The sequence below is a fragment of the Leptospira jelokensis genome (genome assembly GCF_004769635.1).
Classification (GTDB): Bacteria; Spirochaetota; Leptospiria; order Leptospirales; family Leptospiraceae; genus Leptospira_A; species Leptospira_A jelokensis.
Map to the genome: position 1 here is coordinate 121009 of NZ_RQGH01000033.1, position 25332 is coordinate 146340.

The 25332-nt window shown below is 40.4% G+C and carries 26 protein-coding genes; 8 read left to right on the forward strand and 18 right to left on the reverse strand.

The features are described from left to right. Positions 1 to 10: 10 nt before the first annotated feature. From atpA to EHQ62_RS16065, 8 genes are all read right to left on the reverse strand, one after another. Positions 11 to 1525, reverse strand: coding sequence for a F0F1 ATP synthase subunit alpha (gene atpA / locus EHQ62_RS16030; RefSeq protein WP_135644686.1), 1515 nt, complete (start codon positions 1523 to 1525; stop codon positions 11 to 13). Then, positions 1522 to 2085, reverse strand: a complete 564-nt coding sequence (atpH, locus tag EHQ62_RS16035; RefSeq protein ID WP_135644688.1) for an ATP synthase F1 subunit delta — start codon at positions 2083 to 2085, stop codon at positions 1522 to 1524. Before atpH ends, atpA begins: the two co-directional genes overlap by 4 nt. Further along, a complete protein-coding gene (locus EHQ62_RS16040; RefSeq protein WP_015677608.1) occupies positions 2082 to 2606 on the reverse strand; it encodes a F0F1 ATP synthase subunit B in 525 nt (174 codons plus the stop codon). The genes atpH and EHQ62_RS16040 overlap by 4 nt, the downstream gene beginning before the upstream one ends. A gap of 2 nt (positions 2607 to 2608) precedes the next feature. Beyond that, positions 2609 to 2893: an ATP synthase F0 subunit C gene (gene atpE / locus EHQ62_RS16045; RefSeq protein WP_002975055.1), complete on the reverse strand. Its 285-nt coding sequence runs from the start codon at positions 2891 to 2893 to the stop codon at positions 2609 to 2611. Positions 2894 to 2941: 48 nt separating this feature from the next. Further along, positions 2942 to 4021, reverse strand: a complete 1080-nt coding sequence (atpB, locus tag EHQ62_RS16050; RefSeq protein WP_425269548.1) for a F0F1 ATP synthase subunit A — start codon at positions 4019 to 4021, stop codon at positions 2942 to 2944. After that, positions 3990 to 4370 (reverse strand): hypothetical protein, encoded by a 381-nt coding sequence (locus EHQ62_RS16055; protein ID WP_135644692.1) that lies wholly within the window; start codon positions 4368 to 4370, stop codon positions 3990 to 3992. Before EHQ62_RS16055 ends, atpB begins: the two co-directional genes overlap by 32 nt. Before the next feature lie 230 nt (positions 4371 to 4600). Beyond that, positions 4601 to 4978, reverse strand: coding sequence for a MarR family winged helix-turn-helix transcriptional regulator (locus EHQ62_RS16060; RefSeq protein ID WP_208720716.1), 378 nt, complete (start codon positions 4976 to 4978; stop codon positions 4601 to 4603). A gap of 49 nt (positions 4979 to 5027) precedes the next feature. Continuing rightward, on the reverse strand, positions 5028 to 5513 hold the full coding sequence (locus EHQ62_RS16065; RefSeq protein WP_135644696.1) for a glutathione peroxidase: 486 nt from the start codon (positions 5511 to 5513) through the stop codon (positions 5028 to 5030). 329 nt (positions 5514 to 5842) lie between these two features. Between EHQ62_RS16065 and EHQ62_RS16070 the strand changes: the two genes are divergently transcribed. Beyond that, entirely contained in the window at positions 5843 to 7132 is a 1290-nt protein-coding gene (locus tag EHQ62_RS16070; RefSeq protein WP_135644698.1) for an ammonium transporter, read from the forward strand. A gap of 5 nt (positions 7133 to 7137) precedes the next feature. Continuing rightward, positions 7138 to 7485 (forward strand): P-II family nitrogen regulator, encoded by a 348-nt coding sequence (locus EHQ62_RS16075; RefSeq protein ID WP_002975072.1) that lies wholly within the window; start codon positions 7138 to 7140, stop codon positions 7483 to 7485. A 50-nt stretch (positions 7486 to 7535) separates the two neighbouring features. On the opposite strand, the gene ilvB is transcribed toward EHQ62_RS16075, so the two are convergent. The 3 genes from ilvB to lepB form a co-directional block, all read right to left on the reverse strand. Beyond that, positions 7536 to 9254, reverse strand: coding sequence for a biosynthetic-type acetolactate synthase large subunit (ilvB, locus tag EHQ62_RS16080; RefSeq protein WP_135644700.1), 1719 nt, complete (start codon positions 9252 to 9254; stop codon positions 7536 to 7538). 257 nt (positions 9255 to 9511) lie between these two features. After that, positions 9512 to 9739 carry an AtpZ/AtpI family protein gene (locus EHQ62_RS16085; protein ID WP_135644703.1) on the reverse strand — a complete coding sequence of 76 codons (228 nt, stop codon included), beginning with the start codon at positions 9737 to 9739 and terminating at the stop codon, positions 9512 to 9514. Next, on the reverse strand, positions 9736 to 10773 hold the full coding sequence (gene lepB, locus EHQ62_RS16090) for a signal peptidase I (protein WP_135644705.1): 1038 nt from the start codon (positions 10771 to 10773) through the stop codon (positions 9736 to 9738). Before lepB ends, EHQ62_RS16085 begins: the two co-directional genes overlap by 4 nt. Positions 10774 to 10884: 111 nt before the next feature. Between lepB and EHQ62_RS16095 the strand changes: the two genes are divergently transcribed. Then, on the forward strand, positions 10885 to 11676 hold the full coding sequence (locus EHQ62_RS16095; protein WP_135644707.1) for an aldolase: 792 nt from the start codon (positions 10885 to 10887) through the stop codon (positions 11674 to 11676). 252 nt (positions 11677 to 11928) lie between these two features. Next, a complete protein-coding gene (locus EHQ62_RS16100) occupies positions 11929 to 13449 on the forward strand; it encodes a DUF2079 domain-containing protein (RefSeq protein ID WP_341866984.1) in 1521 nt (506 codons plus the stop codon). Between the two features lie 63 nt (positions 13450 to 13512). On the opposite strand, the gene EHQ62_RS16105 is transcribed toward EHQ62_RS16100, so the two are convergent. The 3 genes from EHQ62_RS16105 to EHQ62_RS16115 all read right to left on the reverse strand — a co-directional run bounded on the left by EHQ62_RS16105 (position 13513) and on the right by EHQ62_RS16115 (position 15977). Continuing rightward, a complete protein-coding gene (locus EHQ62_RS16105) occupies positions 13513 to 14535 on the reverse strand; it encodes an MBL fold metallo-hydrolase (protein ID WP_135644710.1) in 1023 nt (340 codons plus the stop codon). A 9-nt stretch (positions 14536 to 14544) separates the two neighbouring features. Next, a complete protein-coding gene (locus EHQ62_RS16110; protein WP_135644712.1) occupies positions 14545 to 15723 on the reverse strand; it encodes a MaoC family dehydratase in 1179 nt (392 codons plus the stop codon). Positions 15724 to 15794: 71 nt separating this feature from the next. Then, on the reverse strand, positions 15795 to 15977 hold the full coding sequence (locus EHQ62_RS16115; protein WP_015677483.1) for a hypothetical protein: 183 nt from the start codon (positions 15975 to 15977) through the stop codon (positions 15795 to 15797). Positions 15978 to 16061: 84 nt separating this feature from the next. Here EHQ62_RS16115 and EHQ62_RS16120 point away from each other — a divergent pair, with 84 nt between their 5' ends. From EHQ62_RS16120 to EHQ62_RS16130, 3 genes are all read left to right on the forward strand, one after another. Next, positions 16062 to 17666, forward strand: a complete 1605-nt coding sequence (locus EHQ62_RS16120; protein ID WP_135644714.1) for an NADP-dependent glyceraldehyde-3-phosphate dehydrogenase — start codon at positions 16062 to 16064, stop codon at positions 17664 to 17666. A 70-nt stretch (positions 17667 to 17736) separates the two neighbouring features. Then, positions 17737 to 19047: a DUF1554 domain-containing protein gene (locus tag EHQ62_RS16125; protein ID WP_135644716.1), complete on the forward strand. Its 1311-nt coding sequence runs from the start codon at positions 17737 to 17739 to the stop codon at positions 19045 to 19047. A gap of 226 nt (positions 19048 to 19273) precedes the next feature. Then, complete coding sequence (locus EHQ62_RS16130) at positions 19274 to 20551, forward strand: esterase/lipase family protein (protein ID WP_135644718.1); 1278 nt, start codon at positions 19274 to 19276, stop codon at positions 20549 to 20551. 1 nt (position 20552) lies between these two features. Here EHQ62_RS16130 and EHQ62_RS16135 read toward each other — a convergent pair whose 3' ends face one another. Beyond that, entirely contained in the window at positions 20553 to 21488 is a 936-nt protein-coding gene (locus EHQ62_RS16135) for a histone deacetylase family protein (RefSeq protein WP_135644720.1), read from the reverse strand. After that, positions 21485 to 22048: a hypothetical protein gene (locus EHQ62_RS16140; RefSeq protein WP_135644722.1), complete on the reverse strand. Its 564-nt coding sequence runs from the start codon at positions 22046 to 22048 to the stop codon at positions 21485 to 21487. The genes EHQ62_RS16135 and EHQ62_RS16140 overlap by 4 nt, the downstream gene beginning before the upstream one ends. A gap of 86 nt (positions 22049 to 22134) precedes the next feature. Between EHQ62_RS16140 and EHQ62_RS16145 the strand changes: the two genes are divergently transcribed. Continuing rightward, a complete protein-coding gene (locus tag EHQ62_RS16145) occupies positions 22135 to 23094 on the forward strand; it encodes a putative glycoside hydrolase (RefSeq protein WP_135644724.1) in 960 nt (319 codons plus the stop codon). Between the two features lie 107 nt (positions 23095 to 23201). Here the strand turns inward: EHQ62_RS16145 and EHQ62_RS16150 are convergent, their stop codons facing one another. Then, a complete protein-coding gene (locus EHQ62_RS16150) occupies positions 23202 to 24224 on the reverse strand; it encodes a lipase secretion chaperone (protein ID WP_135644726.1) in 1023 nt (340 codons plus the stop codon). Positions 24225 to 24335: 111 nt separating this feature from the next. After that, positions 24336 to 25247 (reverse strand): esterase/lipase family protein, encoded by a 912-nt coding sequence (locus EHQ62_RS16155; protein ID WP_135644728.1) that lies wholly within the window; start codon positions 25245 to 25247, stop codon positions 24336 to 24338. Positions 25248 to 25332 lie beyond the last annotated feature (85 nt).

Below are 25332 nucleotides of genomic sequence, written 5' to 3' on the forward strand. Positions count from 1 at the left end.
ATCTTTCCCCTTAGTTATTCTTTGCTAAAAAATGTTCTACAATCGCTTTGATTGTTTTTTGCAGAGCCGCTTCTTGTTTTACTTCTTTGGCAGTTCTGATTTCTTCCAAAATTTCTGGGTGTTGCTCTCTCATTGTTTTCAAAAGGAAAGCTTCGAATTCTCTTACTTTTGCAGTAGGAATTGTATCCATAAATCCTTTCGTCACAGCGAAGATGGAAATCACTTGTTCTTCCACTGGAGTGGGAGAGTTGTTTGGTTGTTTGAGGATTTCGAGTACTCGGTATCCACGATCAAGCTGAGCTTGTGTCACTGGATCAAGTTCTGTTCCTAATTGTGCAAACGCTTCTAAGTCACGGAACTGAGCGAGGTCTGACTTCAGTGTTCCCGCTACTTTTTTCATCGCTTTGATTTGCGCCGCAGATCCAACCCGTGATACAGAAATTCCCACGTCCACCGCAGGGCGAAGGCCCGATGCAAAAAGGTTAGACTGTAAGTAGATCTGACCATCAGTGATGGAAATTACGTTTGTCGGAATGTATGCTGATACTTCCCCTTCTTGTGTTTCAATGATTGGGAGTGCAGTCATTGACCCACCACCGAATTTATCATCAAGTTTCGCCGCTCTTTCAAGGAGGCGAGAGTGAAGGTAGAATACGTCTCCAGGGTATGCTTCACGACCTGGTGGACGGCGAAGGAGGAGTGACATTTGTCGGTAGGCAACAGCTTGTTTCGAAAGGTCATCATACACCACAAGTGTAGCTTTCCCTTCTTCATACATAAAGTATTCAGCCATTGTCGCACCAGAGTAAGGTGCAATGTATAACATAGGAGCAGGTTCAGATGCGTTTGCCGATACGATGATCGTATACTCAAGAGCACCTTTTTCGCGTAACATTTCGATGGTGGAAGCAACAGTTGATGCTTTTTGTCCAATTGCTACGTAAACGCAGATCACACCTTTTCCTTTTTGGTTGATGATGGTGTCGATCGCGATGGAAGTTTTTCCAGTTCCACGGTCACCAATGATGAGCTCTCTTTGTCCACGTCCAATTGGGATCATCGCATCAATCGCTTTGATTCCTGTTTGCATTGGTTCATGAACTGATTTCCTCATCGCAATCCCAGGAGCTGGAGACTCAACTGGTCTTGTTTTTTTTGCGTTGAGTGGTCCTTTCCCGTCGATCACTTCCCCAAGAGGGTTGAGCACACGACCGAGAAGTTCTGGTCCCACTGGCACTTCGAAGATTTTTCCCACACGTTTAACGGTGAATCCTTCTTCGATTTTGATATAATCACCAAAGATAACAACCCCAACTGAATTTTCTTCTAAGTTGAAGGCTTGGCCTCGAACTCCGTTTTGGAATTCAACGAGCTCTCCTGACATTACGTTTGTGAGTCCGTAAACTCTCGCAATCCCGTCCCCGACTTCGAGAACTGTTCCGACTTCTTCTACTTGAAGGTCTTTCTTGAAGTTTTTAATTTCTTGTTTTAGTACCGACGTTACTTCGTCTGTTTTAATTTTCATTCAAATGCTCCGACTGGGATTTTCTTTTGGAGGAGAGCCTCTCTTGTTCCGGCAAGTTTTGCACGGATTGAGGCATCGATTAAAAAGTCGTCTATATAGATTTTGAATCCACCGATGAGGTTTGGATCCATTTGTTCGGTCACACGAATTTCACGTCCGAACTTAGATGCAATGGACTGTGTGATTCGGTCTACAGCTTCTTTTCCTAATGAATCTTTGGAAACGATACGGAGGGAACTACGATTTTTAAGTCGGTCAACACCTGCACGGTAATCTTCCAAAATATCCTTTAGGTAAAGGAAACGATTTTTACGAACCACAAGTGTAATGAAGTTGGCAACAAATTCTGAAGCCTTTCCTTGAACTGACTTTGCGGCAGTTTGTTCTTTCTCAGATGGATCAACTAACGGAGAAAGAAAATAATGGCGAATCGAATCATCGGAAAAGAAAATACCAACTAAGCTTGATAATTCCTCTTCCGTTGACTCAAGTGAGTTAGTTTCTTGAGCTAACTCTAAAAGTGCCGTTGCGTAAACCTTTGAAATTTGGTTCAGACTCATTTGATTTTAAGTTTATCGAGTTTTGCGATCTCTTTTTCAACAAAGGAAGCATAGTCTTCCTTCTTCAATTGTTTCTCCAAGATCTCACTCGCGATGAGAACGGACATTTCCACAATTTGATTTTGTAACTCGGACAAAGCTCTGCCTTTGGCAAGTTCGATTTCTCGAACAGCATTGTCTTTGATACCTTTCACTTCATTGTGTGCTTCTTCCGTCAATTTAGTGCGGAGAGCAACTGCATCTTTCTTAGCTTCATCGACAATTCTGTGTGCTTCTTCTGTTGCTTTGAAGAGTTGGTCTTTGTATTCTTTTAAAGACTTTTCTGCTTCAACACGAAGAGATTCCGCTTTGTTGATATCACCTTGGATGCCGGAAGCACGTTCTTCGAGAGCATGAAGGATCTTGTCCCATGCAAATTTTTTAAGAACGAAGACAACAACTGAGAAAGTGACCAGGGTCCAGATGACCAGACCCGGATTGACTTTCAGCAAATTGAAGCCGGAAGCCGCGAGGAGTACCAAGACTATTGTCCTTGTTCTACTTTAGTGGCACCAGCACCAATTGTTTTGTCAATTGAGCCATTGAGTTTGAGCGCGATAAGAAGAGCGATTACCACTGCGAAAAGTGCTGCACCTTCAATCATACCTGCTGCTACGTAAAGAACGAGTTGGATCTTTCCCGCTGCTTCTGGTTGGCGGCTAATGCTTTCTGCCACTGATCCACCAATTCTACCAATACCGATTCCTGCACCAAGTAATGCAAGTCCTGCTGCGAGTCCTACTGCGATGTATCCTAAACCGAATTCCATTGTTTTCGTTTCACTCCTGTGTGTTTTATAATATAAATAAAACCAATGTTAATGTCTATGCATCACAGTTCCGATGAACACGGCTGTGAGCAAAGAGAAAATGAACGCTTGTAAAAAGGCTACAAGTAGTTCTAAAAAGTAAATGAGCACTGAACTGAGAACAGATACAGGTGCTATGAGCCAACTTTCGCTCATAAAGATAAAACCAAGTAACGCAAGGATCATAACGTGTCCTGCTGTCATGTTGGCAAGTAACCTCATCGTTAACGCAAAAGAGCGAGCAATATGAGTTACGATAAATTCCAATGCCCACATCAGTGGCCATAAAAGGAGGGGAACTCCTTTAGGTACAGCATGTGCTACGAAAGAAATCCCTTGGTAGGAAAATGCTGTTCCATAAATCGTAAGTAAAGTGATAGAAGCGAGTGAAAGAGTCACACTGATGTCACCAGTAGGTGTGATCCCTGACCAAATTTCTCCAAACGTGTGGAGAGAATGAGGTGTGTGGTCCATAACACCCACTGCGACAAGCGCATCGGATGCCGCAACCGTGAGTTCTCCAATGGATGGGATAAGGCCGAACAAGTTACAGAAAAGGATAAAGAAAAACAATGAGAAGATGTAGTGGTAATACGAATGCCCGTGGTGGTCAAGAGAGGAATCCACAACATTTTCTTTTAAATAGCTGACAAATGCCTCTACACCGGAAGTGAATTTGTTATGCACCTTCTTCGGGTTCTTAGAGATGAGGTTCGCAGCTGGGATAAAAACAAGGAACATAAAGAAACAAGCAATCCACATCATGGTCACTCGTTTGGTGATATGAAGATCAAGACCACCTAGGTAATGGTATTTCACCCCATCATGGTTGATAAACACGTCATGGTTTTCTGCATCAAAACCAGGTTGTCCTTCTGTAACAATGGTTCCACCGAAGTTGAGAGGGAAAACCGGTGCATCACCTAAGTGGTGTGCCATCACTTCGCTGAAATCGAAGCCCTCATCAGAGCCGTGCCCTTCCGAATCGTTTGCAAAAACATTCGTAAAACTAAGGGAAAAAACTAATAAAAATGATAAAAAAAACCGATATTTAGACTTATTTTCCACTGAAATAGCTCGCAAATACAAGGAAAAGAAGGTGGACGAAATAGGCAATTAAAAATCCAGAAGTTGCCTCAAAAGGGTACTCTAAGACCTGAAACGCAGTCAAAATGCTTAAATTGAGAAAAAAGGAGAGAAATACTGTAAAAAAGGGGAATCCGGTCTCTGCTAAAGCCGGGATTTTACGAGGTAGGAACCTAAGTTGTAAAATGGCCATTTGGATCGCAAAAGAAATGGCCCCTCCGATATAAAATAGAAATCGGTATCCCTCCTCCACCAAACCTATTGTTAGCGGGAAACTCAACAACAATAGAACGAATAAATAACTGAAGTAATGCAAATGGAATCGTTTGAGATTGATTGAGTTTAGATCCATAGGTTCCAATGTGGATTGCCTGGGATTTGTGGGCAAGAAGGAATGGAGGAAGGTTTTTGGGGGATAGAATGGTATAGATCCCCGCCCTAATCGAACTGGGTGGGGTTAACCACCCGCCGCCCAATGGCTTCCATATATCACATGTTTGCTGAAAGGGGAATCAATTTCTGAAAATCAAAAAATAAAAAAAAGAAAAAGTTCATGTTTTTACTCAAACGGAAAAAATACAACTAATGGCTTCCCAATTGGTCCAAAATTGATTTCAATTGCATTGCTTGCGACTCTTCAATTCCAGAAAGGCAAAAAATCTTTTCTGGAATGGATTTCGCTTTTTCACGAAGTGATTTCCCCTTTTTAGTAAGCATGATGTTTACGATTCTTTCATCAATGTTACTGCGAATTCTAGAAAGAAATTCCATTTGCTCCAATCTTTTTAAGAGCGGAGTCAATGTTCCAGAATCCAATTGAAGGCGATCGCCTAACTTACTTACAGTCGCCTCCCCCTCTTCCCACATAACAAGCATTACTAAATACTGTGGATAGGTTAACCCTATGTCCGCGAGGAGCGGACGATAGAGTTTCATCAATCGATGCATAGAAGAATACATCGAAAAACAAATTTGGTTCTTTAACAAAAGAACCTCATCTTTCGGTGTCTTAACCTTGGACAAGTTTCTCTATATCCTTTTCGATCGCTTCTGGTTTTGTGATAGGAGCGTAACGTTTCACAACGTTTCCATTTTTATCAATGAGAAATTTTGTGAAGTTCCATTTGATATCGAGTGAACCAAAGATACCAGGTGCACTTTTTTTCAAATGAGAATAAAGTGGGTCTGTATTCGGACCGTTTACTTCAAGCTTTGAAAATATTGGGAATGTTGTAGAAAAGGTTTTTTCACAAAATAATTTTATATCCGCATCAGATCCTGGCTCTTGCTCACCGAACTGATTGCACGGGAAAGCCAATATTTCAAAACCTTTTCCCTTCCAACGATCATATGTTTCTTGTAATCCTTTGTATTGTGGAGTAAACCCACATTGGCTAGCGGTATTAACAATCAATAAAACCTTATCTTTAAATTGTTCCATTGGAATCTCTTCCGATCCACGTTTTACTTTAATTTTGTAAAAATCTTCTGCCATTGCCTACTCCAATATCTTGTTTACAATTAGATTGTGCACAATTTAATTTTGTTCAATCTTTTTCCTTCCGGAAATTCAAAAAAAGTTAGTTTTTGGATTTTTTGGGGAATTCAATCCCCGCCCTGGTTTGGGTGGGGAACTACAACCCGCCTCCCATTGCGAACCGTTTAACATACCTTGCTTCCACTGACAAATCCCTATCTCAAATCCCAAATTTTTCTAAAAAAAAGTTCACCTTATTACGATTTTTACTCGCTTTCATACTCCTCCCGTCCTTAATAATACGAATTTTATTTCGGAAATTGAATCTAAATCCTCTGGAGTCATTTATGAACTTACACATGGTCTTAAGACCTGTATTCCTCTGTTTTTTCTTGTTTTTGCCAACTTTGCTTCTGGCAGAAGGGGAAACAGCGACAACAAATCCGATCGATAAATCTGATACAACTTGGATGTTAGTTTCATCAGCGTTGGTCTTTTTTATGATCCCTGGCCTTTCTTTATTTTATGGAGGGATTGTTCGATCTAAAAACGTATTATCGACAATGATGCATAGTTTTGTCGCCATCATCGTCATGACTTTACAATGGACGATTTTCGGTTACAGTTTCGCATTTTCAGGAGACAATCCTTATATTGGGAATTTTGATTTAGCTTTCTTAAATGGAATTGATGTTAACTCAACAAAAGGATCAATTCCTACCTACGTTCATTTTTTATTCCAAGGTATGTTTGCTCTGATCACACCAGCTTTGATTTCAGGGGCCATTGCAGAGCGTATCAAACTCTCTGCATATGTTGTCTTCATTTTGCTTTGGTCAACCTTAGTTTATGACCCAGTAGCACATTGGGTGTGGGCAGATTCCGGTTGGTTACTCAAAATGAATGCCTTAGATTTTGCTGGTGGAACAGTTGTTCATCTAATCTCAGGGATTGCTGGTTTGTCAGCAGCGATTGTCATAGGGAAACGAAAAGGTGACCCTGGGCTTCTCACCCATCCGAATAACATGACTTATACGTTACTTGGTTCAGGATTATTATGGTTTGGATGGTTCGGTTTTAATGCGGGTTCTGGACTTGCCGTCAATGGACTTGCCGCAAGAGCATTTTTGGTAACACTCATTGCCCCAGCTGCTGCAGGTGCGAGTTGGTTACTCATTGAATGGTATCATACAAAAAAGGCAACTGCACTCGGCGCCGCTTCTGGTATAGTAGCTGGACTTGTTGTTATCACGCCAGCATCAGGTTTTGTTGATGTAAAAGGTGCTCTCATCATGGGTTTACTAGTTTCACCTATCTGTTATTTGGCGATACTTCTAAAAGGGAAACTAAAATACGACGATACCTTAGATGCTTTTGGAATCCACGGAGCAGGCGGAGCATTTGGAGCCATTTTAACCGGAATCTTTGCATTAGAATTAGCAGAAGGAATGACATTTGAAAGCCAAATGATGGCACAAATCATAAGTGTAGTTGCGACAGGTTTTTATTCTTTTGTTGTGTCCTACATACTTGCATTAGTCATAGAAAAAACAATTGGATTTAGAATTGAAGAAGATAAAGAAATCACTGGACTCGACCAAGAGATTCATGGTGAAAAAGGATATGATATAAGGTAAAAAATATGAAATTAGTAATAGCAATCATCCAACCACACAAACTGGAAGAAGTTAAAAACGAATTAACTAAAAATGAAATCTATCGCCTAACAGTGAGCGATGTCCAAGGTTATGGCCAACAAAAAGGAAAAACGGAGGTATTCCGTGGTCACGAATACCAAGTCAACTTACTGAGAAAAGTACGTTTGGAAATAGCAGTCAACGATGAGTTTGTGAAACCAACAGTTGATGCCATTTTGAAAGCGGCAAAAACTGGACCAGAAGGTAAAATTGGTGATGGAAAAATCTTCGTAATGCCACTGGAAGAAGTGATCCGAATCCGAAGTGGAGAACGCGGGAACAAAGCCATTTAATCTGCAATGGAACTCCCATAGAGCAAACTTGAATCTATGGGAGCACCAAATTACGTGTTTACCAAATCCAAAATGTATTCTTGGTTTGATTTCCCACCAGGGACAAAAGGATACACTCCCCAATCGGAAGGAATTTTGATTTCTACAATGGCTGGCCCTTCTGAATTGAACAGGGATTCTAACATTTCATTATTTTGGTCTTTCTCCCATAATAAATAAGAGATTCCAAATGATTCACTTAACATTGAAAAGTTGGGATGGAAATGGAATTCTGATCCTGAATATACATTCCCATAAAACAAATCTTGTTGTTGTTTCACCAAACCTAAATGCCTATTATTCAATAATATAATTTTTACATTTAAATTCTGTTCTCTTAACGTGGCCAACTCTTGTAAATTCATCATAATGGAACCATCACCAGTAAAACAATACACTGGTACATTCGGATTTGCTAAGGAAACACCAATGGAGGCCGGCAATCCAAATCCCATAGTGCCTTGCCCACCTGATGTGATCCATTGTGATGGTTTCGAAAATGGATAATACTGAGCCACCCACATTTGGTGTTGTCCTACATCCGTAAGGATAAAGTGATCGTGATTTGATATAGTTGTAGCAAGCGATAGAATCAAATCCTTTGCTGGATGGATCTCGGGGATTTGTTTCCATTTTTCCATCTGGGAAAAAGATTCCTCATTTTTGCATCCAGCTTTTCTGATTTCATCGATCAACTTGTCTTCCAATAAATATGGAAGCAAAACTGATATATCGATCTGTAAACTTAAATCGGGTTGTTTGATTTTACCGATTTCATTTGCCGTAATATCAATGTGAATGATATTTGCATTGGGACAAAATGTATCCTTGTTCCCTATCGCACGATCATCAAAACGAACTCCAATTGCAATAAGTAAATCACAGAGACCAAGTGCTTCATTGGCCGCAATCGTTCCATGCATTCCCATCATTCCCAAATTCATTGGATCATCTTTTTCAAAGATCCCCAAACCCATAAGTGTAGTCACAGCCGGAATTTGGGTTCGTTTCACAAATTCACGTAACTGTTTGCATTCTTTTCGGGCACCACCACCAACGTATAACAAAGGGAACTTTGAATTTTTTACTAGATGAGTAAATTCAAAACAAAAATTTTCGAGAGTTTGGGTCTGATTATGATCTCCATCTGGATACCATTGGATGATTGGATTGATAGAACCTATGGATTCTTGATGCGCACAAAATAAGTCTGGAACGGATATCAGTTTTGTTTGGATGTCCTTTGGCAAATCAATCCAAACTGGACCTTTTTTTCCTTCCAATGCAAGATCATAGGCTTCGTTTAATACCATTGGGATACGATTTGGGTCTTCAATGGAATAAACTTTTTTTACGAGTGTTTTCACAATTGATTCCGTATCCAATTCCTGGAAGGCATCTGTGCCTTTTAGTGAAAGAGGAACTTGGCCTGAAAAAATAAGTAATGGTATAGAATCTCTATCCGCATCAGCAATGGCTGTGATCAAGTTGGCAACGCCTGGTCCTGAGGAAACAAAAACAACACCAACGTTTCCGCTACTCCTTGCCATGCCTTGGGCTATAAATCCAGCACCTTGTTCGTGTCTTGCAAGGACATGTTTGATGTTTGAAGCCGCCAAACATTCGTACAGTGGGAGTATGGTTCCTCCAGGGACACCTGCGATACTTTGAATTCCTTTAAATTCTAAAAATTGTATGATACATTGACTTACAGTGATTTCGTTCGGCATAACCTGTCTCCTCTATTGGTTTCCCCGTCGACTGGTGCTTTCTGTCGACCGAGGAAACGAGTGAGGATTATGACAGAAAGCTACGTATGTACGGAGAAACGACGACGAGGACGACAGACATGAGGGCATAAGAAGGCATACCAAATTCGAGGTTGGTTGAGTTTCCAATCTTGATTGATGCTTCTTGTTTCTGCATGGTCAGTTTCTTTTATTTTGTAAGGAAGTGATTTGTCAAGAATTTATTTGGATGATTCCCTTCATTCGTTCTCTTTGGCCCGTTTGATAAGAGAGTAAAATGCGAAACTAAAACCCAAAAAAAATCCAATGAGTAACCATAGAGGTTCCGATTGCAAGTATTCATCCAAATAGTAACCACCAAGGACAAAAAGGATGATGGATGATACAAATTCAAATCCAGCACCGGCCATTGCCATTGGTGATTTTTCTCCCTTTTTTGGAGAGGGTTTTTCGGGAGTATCTGTCACTGCAAGATGCGACCAATCCGATCAAATCGTACACTCAACCGCCAAATACGATATCGCAGTGTCCTTTCAATCCAACCGAATCGCGACTCATCACTATAATAACGAGAATTATGCGATGTAAAAACTTCTGAGTAATGACACCTTCTTTCAAGAGCATCCCCATCGAATCGTTCAGCGACTTCGGGGCCTTTCTCTGCTAATTCTTGGCCATCCTTGTACTCACAAGTTGCGTCCTTCCAATCAATCGAAAAATAAATGATGAGGGCTTTCCCAAGAATGTCTTCCCGTTTCACAAAACCCCAAGCTCTTGAGTCGTGAGAATCATCGCGGTTATCTCCCATTACCATGTATTGGCCTTCGGGGATTTCGCAACCATGTAAAAAATCACAATACTCAAATATATGAGCACGACGATCGTCTTCAAATCCTTCCAAAATGTAATGTTCAAATCCAGGTTTTACTTCTTTGAACAAAGCCCTTTGTGTTGCTTCCAAATTATCTAAATCAGATAGTTCTTTGCCAATTGGAACTTCCTTTGGTTCATATGATTTAAATTCTTCACTGCCTTTTTCTTTGTATTCAACAAGTGCAAAGTGTACGCGGCCTCGGTCTTTTGTATCGATGAATTTTCTTGTGATGCGAATGGTATCACCAGGTAGGCCCACCACACGTTTGACAAATCGTTTCGCAAAAATTCCAGACCGTGATTCTTCTTGGCCTAGTGCAGAAGCAGGTGGGATAAAGGTAACGATATCACCACGTTTTGGATCATCAATCCGAAAGAGTTCTTTTTCAGTGAAAGGCATCCGAAAGGAATAACGCATTTTATTCACAAATAAAAAGTCCCCAATTTTTAAGGTTGGGATCATGGAACCTGAAGGGATATTATTTGCATCTAATATGGATGATTTGAAGGCAAATACGATAACGACAATGATCCCGAAAGAGATACCTGAGGCTGCCGCGCCTTCTTTTTCTGGTTCTTTGGATTCTGATTTTGGAGTGGATTTGAAAATGGAGGAAAATAATCCCATAGTTCGAAACTAAGGAATTCGAAAATTCTGTCAAGAAAGGGGGAAAAAAAGCGCAAAAGACTTGTACTATTTTCGGGAATCGACGATACCATACTTGGAGATCTTCTGCTTATGGAAACATCAATCCGTGGACTACGAAATACCCTACTTGAGATGAAGGAGAACTATTCCTTTGTCTGCGTGAAAACGGGAACTGAAACAGAAGACATGGGCGAAGAAGAAATTGCTCTCCTAAAAACCATCACTTCAGGGATTTTACCACTTTACGTCAAAATAGGTGGGCCTGAAGCCAGAAATGATATCCGTATTTGCCAAAGGATTGCTGTGTCTGGGATCTCTGCCCCTATGGTGGAGTCTGAGTATGCATTAAAAAATTTCATCCAGACGATGAAAAACCTTCTCACACCCTCAGAATTTGAATCCTACAATAAGTCGATCAATATGGAAACGATCACAGGTTATCGGAACTTAATGGATATTTTTGATTCTCCATCCTTCCAAGAGTTGCAACAAGTAACAGCTGCTAGGTCAGATCTCAGTGCGTCCATGGACAAAAAACCGGATGACAAAGAAGTCACAAGAGTTGCCAAAAAAATCATTTCCGAAGCCAAAAGCAGAGGGAAAAAAACATCGGTTGGTGGAACCATCACCAAAACCAATTTTGAACTCATCGCAAATGAAATCCAACCAGACTATATCAATTCAAGACATATCATGGTTGATACCAATGTGGCCATGAAAATTGGTGCTGCTGATGTCGCAGAATGTATGTTAGTATTTGAAATGGACTTATTTGAATTTTTCTCTAAAACATTTCCAGAAAAAGGATACTATTACCGCAACCGAGTGGAAATCAACAGAGAACGAATCGGTGAAAGAAAGGTATTGTATTTCATTCGATAAGTGGTTTATTTATTTTTTCTTTCGAGTCTCGTCACCTCCTTTCTTTTTGTTTCTCCTAAAAACTTTCATGCCCCCTTGCAAAAGGGGGTATCTCTTTTTTTCTTCGCTCTTTGCATGTATCAATTTTGTAAAAAGAAAAATGAAACACCATCTTCTCATCAAAATCGATATTCCAATTTAATTCCTTTTTCGATTCAAAACCAAAAAAAAATTCTCCCATACTTAGTTGGGATCAGTTGTTTCTGTTTTCTTTTGGCAAGTACTGTCCACGCTTACCAACTAACAGATTATTTTGTCGGATCTTTTTTATTCCATGACGCCGACTATATTGGAATTTCCGATATTCTAATTTCAGTTTGGGAAGGGAAAGGATTCGAAAGCCATTATTATAGTGAATCCATTAACGGAAGTTATCTTAGCCACCACTTTGCACCTGGGATGATTTTCCTTTCTCCATTTGTTGGCCTTGTCCCCAATCGGTACGGACTTGCCGTGGCAGTATTTTTTTTCTACCAGCTTGCAACGATGCTCTGGATTTATTGGGCTTACCGTTCCCACGAAAGAAACGATTCGAATCTTTCTTTTAAGTTTTTGGTATTGTGGGTTGTCTTTACCAACCAATTGTATTTATACCGGATAGGATCCAGTTACCATTTTGAAATCCTCGTCGTGGTAAGTGGGTTTTTCTTTTTTTTCTTTTGGGAAAAATGCAGATCGTTAGTCATTCGCGAAACGAAACAAAAATCGCAAACTTATATTTTCACACTTTCGTTCCTTCTTCTAAGCCTACTTTTTTTCCTTTCGCAAAAGGAAGATGTTGGAATTTACTTACTTCTCTTTTTGTTACCAAGATCTCTTTATGAGACTTACCATCTATTGGTTGTGAAACAATTCAGATCTTGGAAGGATCTAAGTCCCTTCCAGAAACATCCATCTTATGGCCTGCTGATTGTGGTAGTGTGCACCTCAATCGTTTACTTAGTTTATGTATTTTTTTTGTATCCATACTCCAATGGCTCAAATTCTGCCTTTGTTTGGTCAAAAATCCTAAGACAAGACTACCACCCTTTTTTCAAACAAGTCACAAGTGTTACCCAATCCTTACAAATTTTTATAGAACTTCTTGTGAGTGGAGGCCTTGGCATTCTGCAGATGCTGCCAGAGTTTTTTGGAATTGGATTGGTGTACCTCACACATTTTTTTTCATCGAGGCCTTGGCACCATGAAGTGTATTCGTATTACAGTTATTCGCTTGTGCCTTTTTTATTGTATTCAGGGATTCTTTGGCTCAGGTCAAAAAAAGAAATTTCACTTCCGATCGTTTGCCTCATTTTATCATGTTTGTTTTGGAAAAATGCATTGGACCAACACTTCCCACTCGGAATAAAATCAAAAAATCAGTGGTTTGACCAAACGATTCAATCGGAAGTGGTAGAAGATCTACCACGGGCCAATGAAATTCTCATTTCAGATTCGCATCCAATCCATTCACAGTCCTTGAAACAAAATCCAATTGTATTCTCCCAATACAATTTGTCCTTTTTGATCACTGACAAAACAAAAGTATATCCTCTCGAAAAGATAGAGAAACAAAATGAAATTTGCAGAGAAACAAATATTTGTTATGTGGTAATTGCACCACAGTTCACAGATGAGAAACTTTGGCCGAAAAAAAGAATTTTAGATTTGTTTAGCACTTCAAAACCACAACCCTATCAAAAAATTTGGCAAGGGAAACAGATTGAAGTTTGGAAACGAATGGAAACCAATTGACTTGGTCTCTCTAATTTTGGATTCGAAAGAATCAAATTCAATTTTTTTTAAGAAACTTTAAGCTTACACAACGATATGAAATACTTCATATCCGTTTTCTCTTTTTTCGATACGGATTTGGCCTTCTAACACTAGTTTTTGGATGATACTATACACAAGCCCAAGAGCCGTTGGAAGGTGGCCTCCATTATGGACTTTTTTCCCTATGGCTGCTTCCATTAACACTTTTAAATCGGATTCCCCTTCGCGGAGCCGACGAAGCACTCCCTTCTCGAGGATACTCAATGTTTTTTTCACAAGAGTGATGGTTTTTTTTGGATCTTCAATTTCACTCCCATGTGCAGGTAACATTCGTTTGATGGGTTCTTCTAATAACTTGGAGAGTGTGAAATAATAATCCCCTAAATTTCCATCCATTTCAGAATATATGGCCGTGAGGTTGGCAATGATGAGGTCTCCCGAAAAGTAAACACCCGTTGCAGGGTCAACAGGTGTGATGTGGTACAAATTATGACCAGGTGTATACAAAAAACGAAAAAGTCTTCCACCTAACTCCAAACTGTCGTTATGATCTATGGCTACATCAATTCGTAATACAGGATCCCCTTTTTTTGTTTCCCCAAATTTACTAAAAAATTGGCGCCATCCTTTCCTGGATTCCGTAAGGATACGATCCAGTTCCTCTTTGTCACCAAAGGCTTTGTGAAACAAATCTTCTGTTGCCTCTTCAAAGAGTAACATCGACTCTAAATAATTCCCCACCCCATCTGCCATTGCCCGGTAACCATAGTATGTTACATTTTTGGCATACGACTTCAGTACAAGTGCCGAAGAGATATGGTCTAAGTGGTTATGTGTATAAATGATATGACGAATGTCATTTAAAGAAAATCCCTTTGTTTTTAGGGAGGCTTGTAACATTGGGATCGATTCGATATAACCTGAATCGATAAGTGTTAATCCATCATTCCCTTCATACAAATAGATGTTATTTGGTGCGTAGAATGGTTGGGGTAATACAATTTTAAAGACACCATCCCCGATGTCTTCCATCGGAGGAATTCGTTTGGGGATGGTAACTTTCAAAGTTTCACCTTATGGTTGCTTTTTGATGATCAATCTTCTTTCAATTTCGAAGATTTTTTCTGGGATTTTGTCTTTTCCCAATTTCTTTTTGTCATTTTCTTTGAGGAAAAGATCTGCACCGAATTTGTCCAAGGCATCATTGGCTTTGATGTTCTTGAGTCCAATGAATTGGATTTGTACTTCGCCAGCTGGGATTCCGTATTCTGTTCCTTTGTCTTCTGTTGTGAGGATTCGAGAAATACAAGTTACCGTATCACCTGAGAATGCCGGTTGGGTGTGGTATCCTTCCGTGAAACCTAGTTCCCAAATTGCGTTTTCGGAAATATCACGAGAAGCCATACCAGCTAACCAACCAAATACGAGTCCACCATACACAACTGGTTCTCCACCCATCGGGCCAGAAATTCCTGCTGAATACAATTTGTCATAATGGAGTGGGTGGGTGTTACCAACTCGGTAGGTCCATTGGTAGTGTTCATCCGTAATGGTCCTTCCATTTTGGTGAACGTAAATTTGACCTGGTTTGAAGTTTTCAAAATAGGTGTGTCCCCAAGTGACATCTTTCATTTCTGTTGGGAATTTTAAATTCGGAAGTTTGAGTTCTGGTGTTTTTGACTCAGGGAAAAATGCAGAAGAATCACCAGGTTTTGGATTTCCTTTTGGTTTTCCATTGGATTGGTAAATCATGATTTTACGTTCGTATTGTAAGACCACTTCGTTTTTTTGGTTGAGGCAAAGTGTTCGCACACTTACGATTCCTGGTTTGTCTGGTCCCTTATCATCAACTGCCAAAATTTTTGTGCGGGAAGACAATGTGTCACCTGGGTACACTGGCATCAAAAATTGTGCGTTGTAATACCCAAGGTTTGCGAGCGCCTTTTCACTGTTATTTTGAACACCAATGGAAAGTGCTAAGTTGAAAACCATCAGTGGGTGGACAAGTAAGTCTGAAAAACCATGTGCCTTTGCATATTCGCTAGAGAGATACAAAGGATTGGCATCCATAAACACAGTGGCAAATTCTTGGGCAAAACTTCTGTCGACTGTGAATTGGCGAGGGTGAACATAAATGTCACCAACATTGAATTCTTCGAGGTATCGTCCGTAAATGTTCTTTTTGATATCAGAGAGAGAGGCAGGAGTATTGGGAGCTAACTCACCAAAGGGGGACATTGCTTTTTGGACCATGGGAATTCCTTTTTCGAATGGGATAGGACTAATTTTCCAAGAGAGGTCCTACGGAAAACGATTTTTCCAGTTCATCCGGTGGCTCGTTTGGCGTATTCCTCCTTCCAGGCACTATGCCAATGGTACCATTCTTCCCTGACAGCGCGATATCTTACCAAATCACTACGGACTTCTAACATCAGTGATTCTAGCTCTTCCACACGACGAAAGAGTCGTAAGGTCAAAGCTTCCCATTCTTCCTGATTCTCTGCCATCCATGGCTCCATAATTTATCTATCGGTCGATCGTTTCTGTAAAATGTTGCTTTTTTAGTCTAGTGCAGGTTCGATTCATGGATCATGAGCTTTGTTTTTCCTACTGAAGATTCCATTCCCCCCGAGTACCGTATCACTCCGATCCACCAAAAAAAATACCTCCTCGGTGGCGAAATTTTGGAATGGAATGGGGAAACACAAACTGTCAAATCTCCCATCTTCCTCAATCGGAATGGAAACTTGGAGCAGGTGGTCCTTGGATCCTACCCTAGTTTTGATGAAACACAAAGCCTGAAAGCCTTAGAGGCAGCGGTGACTGCTTACAACCACGGAACAGGCGTTTGGCCCTCTTCCACACCCACAGAAAGGATATCAGCCGTGAACCACTTCATCAAATTGATGAAGGAAAAAAGAAACCAAATCATTTTACTGTTAATGTGGGAGATAGGCAAAACAGAAAAAGATGCCACAAAAGAATTTGATCGTACAATTGAATACTTAGAAGATACGGTTGAATCACTGCTCGAACTCGAATCCAATTCTTTAAAGTACATTTCCGAAAGTGGAATTATCGCACAAATCAAACGTTCTCCGTATGGAGTTGTGCTTTGTATGGGACCATTTAACTATCCGTTAAACGAAACATTTTGCACTCTGATCCCAGCCATTCTAATGGGGAATACTGTTGTGTTCAAACCAGCTAAATATGGTGTTTTACTCTTAGAACCTCTCCTTGAATGTTTCCAAAAAGCCTTTCCACCAGGAGTCATCAATACCGTTTATGGTGATGGGGCAAAAGTGATCTCACCCATTATGGAATCTGGGAAAATTGATGTATTTGCCTTTATTGGTTCCAGCCAAACTGCAAATCTCATTACAAAAAAACATCCCAAACTCAACCGCCTAAGGTCTGTTTTGGGATTGAATGCAAAAAACCCTGCCATCATCTTACCAGATACTGACCTAAAAACAATGGTACCAGAAATTGTTTCTGGCTCCTTGTCTTATAATGGCCAGAGGTGCACTGCTCTTAAAATTCTGTTTGTCCATAAAGACATTTTGGACGAATTCCTAAAATTGTATTTAGAAGAATTTTCGAAGTGGAAAGCAGGAATGCCTTGGGATCTAGGTGCCAACTTAACTCCACTCCCAGAAGAAGGGAAAACAAAATGGCTAAAGGAACTTTTAGATGATGCAACGAAACATGGTGCAAAAGTTTTGAACGCTCATGGTGGTGAGATTACAGAATCGTTTATGACTCCTGCCATCCTCTCTCCTGTCTCGCCTAACGCACGTCTGTATCATGAAGAACAGTTTGGACCTCTAGTTCCCATCGTGCCCTTCTCTTCTATTGAAGAACCATTGGAATACATCATCAATTCCAATATGGGACAACAAGCAAGTGTCTTCGGAGAAGATCCGAAGGTCATTGGGAAACTGATTGATACCCTTGTGAACCAAGTGGCTCGTGTGAATTGGAATGCACAGTGCCAACGTGGGCCGGACGTGTTTCCGTTTTCTGGACGCAAAGATTCAGCAGATGGAACCCTATCTGTTTCCGATGCACTCCGTGTGTTTTCATTAAGGACTATGGTTAGCCTCAAAGACACAGAAAAGGGACGTAATCTTCTAGGGGAAGTACTGAAGACAAAAAGTTCTCGATACCTTTCCGAAGAATTTCACTTGTAAGTCCTCCACTTTTCGCCGATCTTTGAGAAAGGGGTTTCCCTAATTTGTTGTAAGGATCAGGGAGGGAAAGATGCGTTGGAACCGGTTATTCACTCTTGTGTTCACACTCAGTTTCCTTTCTTGTAACCCGGTAAAATCCAATGATGCGTTTTTATTTACGCTGATCAATGGGCTGACAACAACGACTTCGGCCAATTCGTTTACAATTGGCCCTTCTTCCAAGATTAATGTGACCAGTGCAAGTGTGGTATTAACTTATGGAACCTCACAAACATTTGGAATCGCACTTGGAGTTGTGCCTACATCAAATGTTACCATCAATTTAGCCTTTGATACAAGTAAACTCTCTATTGATGGAAATGTCACAACACCCCTTACAGCACACCTAACGTTTACACCCGCGAATTATAATACTCCTCAAACAATAACACTGGCTTCTCTTGCAACAACACCGACTACTTCAAACTTAAATATTTCATCATCTAGTCTTGACACAAACTTTAATAGTGTATCTGGCTCAATTTCGATAAGACACCGAGTTATGTTTTATACAGGCAGTTCTTTTTTGTTCAGAGAAGATGAAGCGATTGCATCTTTAACACCTTATGGAACATTTCCATATAACTCCTGTTCCGTGAATCCTTCATTACCAAGCGGACTTAGTTTGCATCCAACAACTTGTGTGATCTCTGGAACACCTACAGATTCACAATCAAGTTCCAGTTATACCGTAACAGCAACCGATGGAACAAATACTGATACAGAAACAATTTCTATACGTATCGATACCACAGTTTATAAAGTATTCGTAACTGCCTCCACATACAATGGGAACTTGCAAGGTGCGGCGGCAAATGGACCTGCCGGTGCAGATGCAAAATGTAACGCGGATGCAAATAAACCATCAACTGGTAACTTCAAAGCAATGCTAACAACGAGTGGTGGTGCAAGAAGGGCATGTGACGGAACTGCAAATTGTACTAATGCCGCAGAAAATATCGATTGGGTTTTCCAATTTGGAAGAAACTATATTCGTTCCTCCGATTCTGCCTTTTTGTTTACACCAAACTCTGCGGGAATATTGCCTGCAAGTGGTACTGAATTTACCACAAGTCCATATACAATGTCCCATGCATTTGATTCTGGCACTCTTAAAACATACTGGACTGCTTTATCAACTTCTCCAACTGCTCAATGGAGAGTTGCATCTGCAGCGGCAACTTATAATTGCTCTAACTGGACAAGCTCCGCAGCAACTGCGCCTGCAAGTGACGGAGGAAGGGTTGGGAATTCTAACGCAACTAACTATACAGCATTTCGAAATGGCGCAAGTGGGGTTTCATGTGCAAGCCTCAACCACCTAGTCTGTGTAGAATATTAACCTTATATGCCCTCGTAAAGAATCCCAGGAATTCAACTCGATTGACCAAAATTGCAAACAAATCATCACCGAACGAGATGATTCCTATTTAAAAAGGACTAAATAGCATACAATTCTTTTCAAATTCTCATACCATTACCTGACGCTTTAGGTTATTTCCAAAAAGCCTATCCTTCTCTTTATTTTCTTCTCGCTTTCTTTTTAAAACTCAGTAAACTGATCCACCGTGATCCAAATCCTTATCAATTCCCTTGCAGGGAAAACAGTTTCCCTCACCCAAAAAACAACGGATTCCCTCTTAAAAGGAGTTCAATTTTTAGTCCATGGCAGTTTGACAAAAACAGGAGATGGTTTGGATCTATTGTCCAATGCGTTTTTTTACAAACCAGAATGGAGGGATTCCCTCCAAAAACTAGGTGTCCAAGTGAGGGACACGGGGCTCCGTTCCAATGAAGAATTACAAAAAACCATCGAACTCACAAACCAAGCCTTTGACAAAGCCCTCTTTAAGGTAGAACTCACGGCTAAAAAAAGTGATGATATGGTGTTTGATAACAGAATGGTATCCAGTATATTAGGAAGTTCTCATAATCAAAAATTCAAACTTACCAAAATTGATATGAGCTTTCGCACCTTTGGAAAGGACATCACAGCCAAAGAAACCATCACCGAGTTCCATAAGTCTCGTAAAACCAAATCGGTATTATTTTTACCAGGTCTATTTACAGACGAATCCGTATGGCAAGAACAAACGGTTGAATACAAAAATAGACAAATCACTTCTCCAGGCCTTGCCACAGAACTGGAAGCATGCGGATACTTTTCATTTTATCTTCGTTACAACCATGGTCTTCCTATCCATGAGAATGGGAAAAAACTTATGCACCTTTTAGATGTTTTTTTTGAAGAAGATAAAGAGGTGAAACCGGATATCATTTGTTATAGTTTGGGTTGCCTTATCTTTCGTTCGTGTATCTATTATGCGAAGTTGGAAAACAAACCTTGGATCCATCGGCTTGGTCGGATCACACTGATAGCAGCACCAAACAAAGGTTCGTATTTGGAGAAAATCGGTTTTTGGTTGGGGTTTCTATTTGAAAAAAGTCCCAATGTTGCCATGAAGATCATTGGTATGATTGGGAACTTACGAAGTGATGCCATCAAAGATTTATCTTTTGGACTTATCCGAAAAGAAGAAAAAGGTTGGAAGGAAACCATCTCTGGATATTTTGCTGAAACCTATTTCGGTGAATTGGATGATTTGGATGTCTACCAAGCCTATGCTCTGATGGAAGGACCTGAAAATCCCTTACAAAACTTTTTGGGAGATGGGATCGTTGAGAAAAAAAGCCTCACCTACCTCACGGACAAAGTGTTCGACAAAAAAACAAACCAAGCCCTTCGCACTTTAGAGCTTAAAAAACATAACCATTTTTCCATCATTAGTTCGCGACCTCTCATCCATTGGGTCAAGGAAGTGTTTGGAGTGGCACCTAAAGCCTAAGTTAAGCTGTGGCAAGGGTTTCCAAATGTACTTTCACGGATTCAGAAAGTGCTTGGAAATCATACCCACCTTCCAAAAACGAAAGGAGTTTTCCACCTGCGTAAAGACGAGAAATCTCTTTCACTTCATTTGTCATACGCGCATACGATGCAGTTTTTAAATTCATTCCAGCGAGAGGGTCATTCACATGGGCATCAAACCCAGCAGAAACCAAAACAAACTCTGGTTGGAACAACTCCATTTCTTTATGGATTAGAGAAAACTGGTCCAGGTAATCTTTCTCTTCCGAGCCTCGAGCCATTGGCAAATTTAAAGTTGTGCCGAATCCTTTGCCCTTACCACGTTCCTTCTCCGATCCCGTGCCTGGATAAAAGGGATATTGGTGGAGGGAAACAAAGTAAACGGATTCATCTTCGTAAAACTGGTGTTGGGTGCCATTGCCATGGTGCACATCCCAATCCAAAATCAAAATGCGTTTGATCCCCTTACTTTGCAAATATTTGGCAGTGATGGCAATGTTATTGAACAAACAAAACCCCATCGCGTGATCAGACTCTGCATGGTGGCCTGGAGGGCGGACAAGTGCCATTCCATTTTTTAACTTTCCATCTAAAATATCTTGTGCAAGAGCCACTCCCGCACCAACGGCAAGAGATGCCGCCTGAAAGGAGTTTCGTGAAAACACAGTATCTCCATCCAAATACCCACTCCCTTTTTCCTCACAAACCTTTGCCACCAAACGAACGTAATTTGGATCATGGATCTCAGAAATTAGAGATAAAGGAGCTTCCTGAAAGGATTTGTTCCATAAAAAGGAATTTGATGGCAGATCGGATATGGCTTCTAAAATGGATTCCAATCGAACATGGGTTTCTGGGTGACCAGGGCCAGTTTTATGGTCCAAAAAAGATTCGTGAAAGGATATCCCTGTTTTCATTGGAATAACATAAACCTTTCGATGAACACAATCATTTCGATGATTTCAGCAATGATACGATCAATTTGTTTTGTGATTTGTATTTTCTCCTCAGGAGAAATGGTTTTGTCAAGCCCCGCATTACCATAAACTGCATAAAAGGTTTTGATTTCATTGGAAAAATCCGTATTAAACCATTCGCGAAACACACGTTGTTTCATTTTGTATTCAGGTCGTATAGCTCCTGTTAGCTCCCATATTCCACCTTCTCCAAAACGCAAACGTAATTCAAAAAGACCTCTGTCTTTGCGAATGTAAACTTCTTCATCCATTTGCGAAAAATCGAGTTTTCGTAACATCACAAGAACCAGTAAGATATTCTCTAAGTATTCGTTTAATTCCTTCTTTTCTAATCCACTGATCTTGGAATCATCCCCTAAATGTTGTAAGTAGGACTCACCCATCGCTTTGTAAAGCCGTGATACTTCCACCATCCGGTCTTTGAATTGTGCCTGTTCCGAAAGAACCTCTGGGAAACGACCGTACGATTTGATTTGGAAGTCATTTGTGATTTCAATCATGCCCAAATTTTAGGAAACCAAGGGAATTTCGTCAATCGATTCGATTTGAATTTTCATTCGTAGGGAAAAAACTTGTCATAACTGCTATGAAACCACTATTTTCCTTCCTCCTATTATTTGTATTTGTCTCTTGCCAATCCATTTCCCAGACAAAGGGCCAAGAACGATCTGCTTCCTCAAACGAGGCTCCTGAATTCATAGAAGGGCTTTACATCAATACCAAAACCATTCGTGACAAAAAACGATGGAGTTTACTTTTCCAAGTGATGAAAGATGCCGGAATGAATGCGGCTGTTGTGGATATGCAACCCCACCCCCCGACTCCAGAACAAGTGGCAGAAGCAAAGGCACTAGGGATTTATATGGTGGCTCGTGTGGTAAACTTTGAAGGTGGACTAATAGAGAAGTCACCAAACACAAATTTAATGGCATCCATCCAAAAATCCATTCGTAAGGCATGTGAACTGGGTTTTCCTGAAATCCAACTCGACTACATTCGTTATGCGGATGGGGGCACAAACTTCAGTATGAGTTATGAAAAACGATATGAGTCTATTTTAGGCATCATAAAAGACCACAAAGAAAAAACAAAGGACAGTTGTCCAAGTGATACAAAGTGGACGGCTGATATTTTTGGAAGGGTTCCATTCATCGAAAACGATGTGATTGGCCAGAAAGTAGAACCTTTCAGTGAAGAACTAAATGGACTTTATCCTATGCTGTATCCATCTCATTTTTATGGACTGACCAAACGTGTGGCAGATCCATATGGAACCATTAAAGATGGACTCGACCTCACAGTCAAACGAGCCAAACAAGGGACAAAAGCCATCGCCTGGGTACAAGGATTCAATATGATGGTGGGTCCAAGTAAATTGAGTTATACCGATTACATCAAAGTCCAAATGCAAGGAGCTCGTGATTCAGCTGGGCATGGCTTTATTGTATGGAATGCGGGAAACGAATACTTAGAAACGATGAATGCGTATGAGAAGTATAAAAAAGAACCCACTCCAAACCAGAGTAGCCTTTCAAAAAACGAATGACCTTTAACCCAAATTAAAATTGAGTCAGATTCTTTTTGTCTTCAAATCCTATACACATTTGTACTTACAAAAAGAATCTGTACATTTTTACTATGAATGGATCGGGTTTATTTACCCGCTTCCTCTATATTTTTCCTACGTAAATAAGCATCGGCTTCTTCTTCCGAACCGAGGATTTGGATGCGAAGTTCTTTTAATTTTTTCTCTTTCTCTGCTGCAGATAAACTAACATTTTCTCTTAAAAATTCTTTTTCTTTCGATTCGTAAGTAGAAATGGATTCCGAAAGTTTGGTTTCCTTTTTACGTTCGTTTGCTAAGGCTTCCGCTTTTTCTTTACCAAAGTATTTGGATTCAATTTTAAAAAGATATTTTTCTTTTTCCTTTGGATCTGCAATGGAAGAAAACTCTTTATCTCGAAGGGACATCTCCATTTGGAAATGATCGAACTTATCTTCCCTGGAAACCAAGGAATCATAATAATTTCCATAGGTTTTCTTCTTAAAATCCTCAAATTGTTTCACACGTTGTTCTGCAGGAAGATTTGCCGTTTGTTTTATAAAATGAGTGGTCCCTTCTAAAAAGGAAACTTGTGATTCTTCCATTCCAAAAATCAGTTCTGCTTTATCAGAAAGGATTTCCCTTCGTTTGGCCTTTATTTTTTCATACAGTTCGTTAAAATTTAAATCTGTTGGTTGTTCCCATTTACGGTATTCTTCTTCATATCGGAAATAAGAAACAAAAAGATCTTTCACCTTTTCTCTGTCAGGTGAATCATATTCGGCATCTATGTAAGCAAGGATGGTCGCATTGCATTGGTCAGGGGTAAAATCAGGTTTACACTTCCGACGCAGTGCCCATACTTCCCAAACAAAATTCACTTTGCCCGATTTCAAATCTTCGAGTAACTCTAAATAAGGTTTGGTCCTATCTTCACGAAAGGGAGAGATGGCCTCATCCCAAAACCCTTCGCCATTGCCTAACGGAGAAATCCGATCCGAAACCATTTGTTCTTCGGGTGATAAGGCATCATTCGAAGTTGTATGGGAATCACTTTGTTTAAGAAAGTATAATAAACTTAAAAATAGAACAAGGAAGAGGACAACAATGAGTATAATTTTTTTAAAATCCATTTGTGTTAATGAGAAAACCTATGGGAAACATTCTGAATCTAGAATCTGAAATGGGAAGGTAGGAAAAGAAAAGCCGATGGAACCACCGGCTTCTCATTTTGTGTGGATTAATTACAATCCAGCTTTTGCATTTTTTGCGATGTTTAGGTACCAACCTTGCACATCAAAAAAGTTTTGTCCACTCCATGCCAAGTTTGTTGCTTGGAGGTGGTCAATCCCAGTTGCATACCAATATGCATTAGGAGTTCCTTTCCATGCACCCCATTTTTGGGAATTCAAAGGAACCACTCCGTCATTGCCTCCACCTAAACCGTAAAATAGTCCACCTGCCCAAGTGATTGGGTGAGTGAGGGCCATGATTGGGTGTTGGATGAGGTCAGCCCATGCCATTTGGCTTCCGTAAGAGTAGTACTTGATTCCAGATTTGTTAGGCGAGTTTGCATTGAATGTTTTTACATAACTTACTGTGAGAGATTTTCCCATAGCAATTGCATCTTGTGGTCGACCGTCGCGGTACACAAGTTTTGCGAGAAGGCCAAGCGCTGAGTTTGCAAAAGGTTGTAACCAACTTGGGATCACAGCAAGAACGATGTCTGCCATTGGAGCCCCTTGGTGGAGAGAATTGATTGTAGTGACTGTTTGTGTTTTTCCAGAGAATCCTAAATTGGACACCATATAACGAATGACAAGTCCACCTTGGCTGTGTCCCATAAGGTGCACCTTAGAACAGCCGTTTGCTGTCATCCAAGTATTGACTGCCGATTGGATTTGGCTTGCGCGAACGGGAATGGAGTTTGTAGCAGAACTTCCAGGTGTTGTTACCTTAGCACCTTGGCTACGGAGGTAACCATCAAGGCCTCCCCAATACTTAACGAGACCACCAGCGAGACCTTGTGTGTCGTCAAATCCAAGAATCCCGTGCACAAGGGCGATGCATTGGCCATCCAATGGACCAGCAAACAGACCTGATGTGGGGAAGGAGAGAAGGGTCGCTAAAAACCCGATCACAATTTTCTTTTTCATATTTCACCTGAACTTTCTATGTTTTTGGCTAATTTACCCCACACAGGCGCCATAAGTCAACTTTTTATGCCATAATGATGGCAAA

Bases quoted from the DNA above. Each gene is read 5' to 3' on its own strand.
- atpA (WP_135644686.1), bottom strand. From the start codon at position 1,525: ATGAAAATTAAAACAGACGAAGTAACGTCGGTACTAAAACAAGAAATT.
- EHQ62_RS16060 (WP_208720716.1), bottom strand. From the start codon at position 4,978: ATGTATTCTTCTATGCATCGATTGATGAAACTCTATCGTCCGCTCCTC.
- EHQ62_RS16115 (WP_015677483.1), bottom strand. From the start codon at position 15,977: ATGGCAGAGAATCAGGAAGAATGGGAAGCTTTGACCTTACGACTCTTT.
- lepB (WP_135644705.1), bottom strand. From the start codon at position 10,773: ATGGGATTATTTTCCTCCATTTTCAAATCCACTCCAAAATCAGAATCC.
- EHQ62_RS16055 (WP_135644692.1), bottom strand. From the start codon at position 4,370: ATGGATCTAAACTCAATCAATCTCAAACGATTCCATTTGCATTACTTC.
- EHQ62_RS16095 (WP_135644707.1), top strand. From the start codon at position 10,885: ATGGAAACATCAATCCGTGGACTACGAAATACCCTACTTGAGATGAAG.
- EHQ62_RS16120 (WP_135644714.1), top strand. From the start codon at position 16,062: ATGAGCTTTGTTTTTCCTACTGAAGATTCCATTCCCCCCGAGTACCGT.
- atpE (WP_002975055.1), bottom strand. From the start codon at position 2,893: ATGGAATTCGGTTTAGGATACATCGCAGTAGGACTCGCAGCAGGACTT.
- EHQ62_RS16065 (WP_135644696.1), bottom strand. From the start codon at position 5,513: ATGGCAGAAGATTTTTACAAAATTAAAGTAAAACGTGGATCGGAAGAG.
- EHQ62_RS16070 (WP_135644698.1), top strand. From the start codon at position 5,843: ATGAACTTACACATGGTCTTAAGACCTGTATTCCTCTGTTTTTTCTTG.
- EHQ62_RS16145 (WP_135644724.1), top strand. From the start codon at position 22,135: ATGAAACCACTATTTTCCTTCCTCCTATTATTTGTATTTGTCTCTTGC.
- EHQ62_RS16150 (WP_135644726.1), bottom strand. From the start codon at position 24,224: ATGGATTTTAAAAAAATTATACTCATTGTTGTCCTCTTCCTTGTTCTA.
- ilvB (WP_135644700.1), bottom strand. From the start codon at position 9,254: ATGCCGAACGAAATCACTGTAAGTCAATGTATCATACAATTTTTAGAA.
- atpH (WP_135644688.1), bottom strand. From the start codon at position 2,085: ATGAGTCTGAACCAAATTTCAAAGGTTTACGCAACGGCACTTTTAGAG.
- EHQ62_RS16125 (WP_135644716.1), top strand. From the start codon at position 17,737: ATGCGTTGGAACCGGTTATTCACTCTTGTGTTCACACTCAGTTTCCTT.
- EHQ62_RS16155 (WP_135644728.1), bottom strand. From the start codon at position 25,247: ATGAAAAAGAAAATTGTGATCGGGTTTTTAGCGACCCTTCTCTCCTTC.
- EHQ62_RS16110 (WP_135644712.1), bottom strand. From the start codon at position 15,723: ATGGTCCAAAAAGCAATGTCCCCCTTTGGTGAGTTAGCTCCCAATACT.
- EHQ62_RS16140 (WP_135644722.1), bottom strand. From the start codon at position 22,048: ATGATTGAAATCACAAATGACTTCCAAATCAAATCGTACGGTCGTTTC.
- EHQ62_RS16075 (WP_002975072.1), top strand. From the start codon at position 7,138: ATGAAATTAGTAATAGCAATCATCCAACCACACAAACTGGAAGAAGTT.
- EHQ62_RS16135 (WP_135644720.1), bottom strand. From the start codon at position 21,488: ATGAAAACAGGGATATCCTTTCACGAATCTTTTTTGGACCATAAAACT.